Here is a 2,943-nt window from a genome sequence, read left to right on the forward strand (position 1 = left end):
CATATATATGATCTTTCATTGCATCTGCCATCTTCAACGCAAGTGTATACGCACCTTCTGAAAACCACTCCTCTTCCGCTGTCAGGACATGCTGGAAACCGCCGCTTGTTTTTACGCACCATAAAAAATCTAATGCTGAAGGTTCAGAAAGCTCTACACACATTACTTCTGCAAATAAACGAAAAAAGTTTCTTCCTTCCTCTGTAAACATATTAGTTTGAATCCATGCATCGAGGTTGTATGTGTCTAGTTCTTTTGCTAAAGATGAATTCCATATGTCTTGTTCAGGTAATTCTGCTACCAAGCGTTCTATTTTGCCTTTGAGCTGGAACAAGTCAGAAAGACCTTCAGGTGAAAGAGGAGGGTGTTCCCCTTCTATTTTCTGTATCGTCCCTCTTAAATTGTACGTCGTTTTACCTTTAGTATAGGTTTTTACAAGAGGCAAGCTAAATTTTTTAGCAAGAGCTCTTATTCGCCTTTGGTAGCGTCCGATCCACTGCGCTCCCAGGTCAACTGTTACAGCATCCTTTGTTTGAAAGCTGTGTACACGTCCGCCTACACGGTCCATAGCTTCTATCACAGCAATATTTACCTTTCTTTTTGTTAGCTCCCATGCAGCAGAAAGCCCCGCAAACCCGGCACCCACAATAACCACATCTACCTCTTTCATAACATTCCTCCCTAAAACATTCTGCTGAAACATCATTTTCATCATTCATTTACCTATTCTGATACGTTTTTATACATTATTAATGACACACGCTCTCCTGCAGTCAGTAGCATGCTTTCGGAGTAGTTGATAAAAATATGATTAGTCATAACAATTTTATCATTATCAGTTATAATATTAGATTTAACGGCATCAGCTTCAAATTTCTTACTGCATTAGAAATAGAATTAATTACTTTACGTTGTAATTACTCCTAACTATTCTCACATAAACTTTATTATTTACGTTCTAGTTTTCATAAGATAAGCAATTACAAAAGCAAGTAATGGCAGAAATAAAAACAAGATAAAGAAACCTTTTTGAGTAGACAAAATGATGGCTGGAATTAAAATGGCGAGTCCGCTAAAGAAAAATCCTTTCCAAGATTTTTTTAGACCTCCCCATAAAAGCAAAACGACTGAAACGATAATCAACAACCATAATACTGCACCTACAAATAGAAACCCTACATTCGATAAGATTGTACCTACAAAGAAGTTATTCATTTGTTTTATCCCCCCCTTTTAACTTTTCTTTCTCTCGATACATCATATGTTGCAAGTTCTGATTTTTCTTTTCATTTTAAATGTAGTTCTAGTTAGCTAGTGATTTAATTATATCAAGGCCATCACTGGGTGTTACCACGATTAAAAGCTTCATACAAAAATGCAAAATAATTCTACACACTTATTAACAGTTCTATTATTTTCAAAAAATATTATTTACATATAAAGAATAAGGTATTATTATGACGATGCCGAAACAACCTTTTTCTTTAAAGCAAAAAATGAAAATCATTTTTGCTATTGATGGATGATCAAGATTAGAGAAATAACCCGTATAAACCGTGAGAAAATCACAGGATTGAAAAAGCATATGAATGATTCACATAGCTTATTCTATACTACGGCCTTTTCTTGATATTAATAGGAGGACATCATGTTATCAGCATTACTTCATGGAATTATACTAGCCTTTGGATTAATTCTTCCTCTTGGCGCGCAGAACATCTTTATCTTTAACCAAGGGGCTTCTCAATCAAGGTTAAGAGGGGCGATTCCGGTTATTATCACCGCCTCACTTTGCGATACTTTTCTTATTTTATTAGCAGTTTTAGGGGTATCTATTATTGTACTAACAGTTCCAGTATTACAGATAGGAATTTTTTCCATCGGGATTGTATTTCTTCTTTATATGGGATGGTCCATTTGGAATAGTGATACTGCAAACGTAAGTCAAAAAGAAACAGCCATGCCGCCTAAGAAACAGATTATGTTTGCCATGTCTGTATCCTTGCTGAATCCTCATGCCATTCTTGATACAATCGGTGTCATTGGAACGAGTTCTCTCAGCTATACTGGTCTAGAAAAAATAGCATTCACAGCTGCATGTATAGTCATCTCATGGCTATGGTTTCTAGGCCTTGCTGTATGCGGGAAGATCGTGGGCCATTTTGATACAAAAGGGAAAGTTTTAAAAATAATTAATAAAGTATCAGCGCTCATCATATGGGCAGTAGCCATATATCTTGTTAGCCAACTGCTATGACAAAACAAGCATCACTGACCACTCCCACGGCTAAAGCCAGTGGGGTTCTTTCTCGCAAACATTCCACTTACAAACTTCCACAGGAAGATGCAGGGGTGAAACTTGGGCGAGCAACTTTTGAGAGAAAAACAGTCTTTCAAAAGGGCAAGGTCGGTGCCACTACGCCATTCGACTGGCGATACTTGGTTCTTTCTTCGGTTTATCCTTCGGATGTTTCGTTTTTTGTCTGATTTCTTCAGACGAAAAGCGTTTGTACCAAATCGGTTGTTTGAATAGGACCGAATGAAGAGGTCGGACTGCCATCGTATGTTTTTTACGGGCAATATTTTGTGCTCCATTTACATCACGATGGATTTCTGTTTTATGAACAGAACAAATAAAGTGTCTTCCTTTCGCTTGATGTCGTCCGTTACAAAACGGACAATCTTGAGAGCTGTAACTTTCTTCTGTTTTCTCTACTTTTATCCCCATCCATGCAGCTTTATAGGTGAGTTTTTGTTTCACTTTTCCTTGGTTCCACAACGACAGTTGTTGTCTTCTGACTTTACTCGTTTTTTGTTTCTTTTTCTCGTTCTTCTTTGTCCATTTTTCAATGCCTGATGCATGGCCTATCACGAAATGTGTGACTTGTTCTTCGACTAAAAAAGAAACGACTTCTTTTGTGGTTTTATGTTCCAACTCTTTGA

General features: G+C 37.2%; 4 protein-coding genes. 1 reads left to right on the forward strand and 3 read right to left on the reverse strand.

Features of this window, described 5'->3' with window-relative positions; genetic code table 11:
- Together V7068_RS06210 and V7068_RS06215 are read right to left on the reverse strand one after the other, a co-directional pair.
- A partial coding sequence (locus tag V7068_RS06210) for a flavin monoamine oxidase family protein (RefSeq protein WP_499711579.1) occupies nt 1-670 on the reverse strand: 670 nt, incomplete at its 3' end.
- A 281-nt stretch (nt 671-951) separates the two neighbouring features.
- Nucleotides 952-1,215 (reverse strand): hypothetical protein, encoded by a 264-nt coding sequence (locus tag V7068_RS06215; RefSeq protein WP_499711580.1) that lies wholly within the window; start codon nt 1,213-1,215, stop codon nt 952-954.
- Between the two features lie 433 nt (nt 1,216-1,648).
- Between V7068_RS06215 and V7068_RS06220 the strand changes: the two genes are divergently transcribed.
- A complete protein-coding gene (locus V7068_RS06220) occupies nt 1,649-2,257 on the forward strand; it encodes a LysE/ArgO family amino acid transporter (protein WP_499711581.1) in 609 nt (202 codons plus the stop codon).
- Between the two features lie 159 nt (nt 2,258-2,416).
- Here the strand turns inward: V7068_RS06220 and V7068_RS06225 are convergent.
- Nucleotides 2,417-2,943, reverse strand: a 527-nt coding sequence (locus tag V7068_RS06225; protein WP_499711582.1) for a zinc ribbon domain-containing protein, incomplete at its 5' end; no start/stop codon positions are given.

The organism is Bacillus sp. JJ634 (genome assembly GCF_036962285.1).
Taxonomy (GTDB): domain Bacteria; phylum Bacillota; class Bacilli; order Bacillales; family DSM-1321; genus Peribacillus; species Peribacillus asahii_A.

Excerpts from the sequence above, each read along its gene's own strand:
- V7068_RS06215 (WP_499711580.1), bottom strand. The coding sequence starts at position 1,215 with ATGAATAACTTCTTTGTAGGTACAATCTTATCGAATGTAGGGTTTCTA.
- V7068_RS06220 (WP_499711581.1), top strand. The coding sequence starts at position 1,649 with ATGTTATCAGCATTACTTCATGGAATTATACTAGCCTTTGGATTAATT.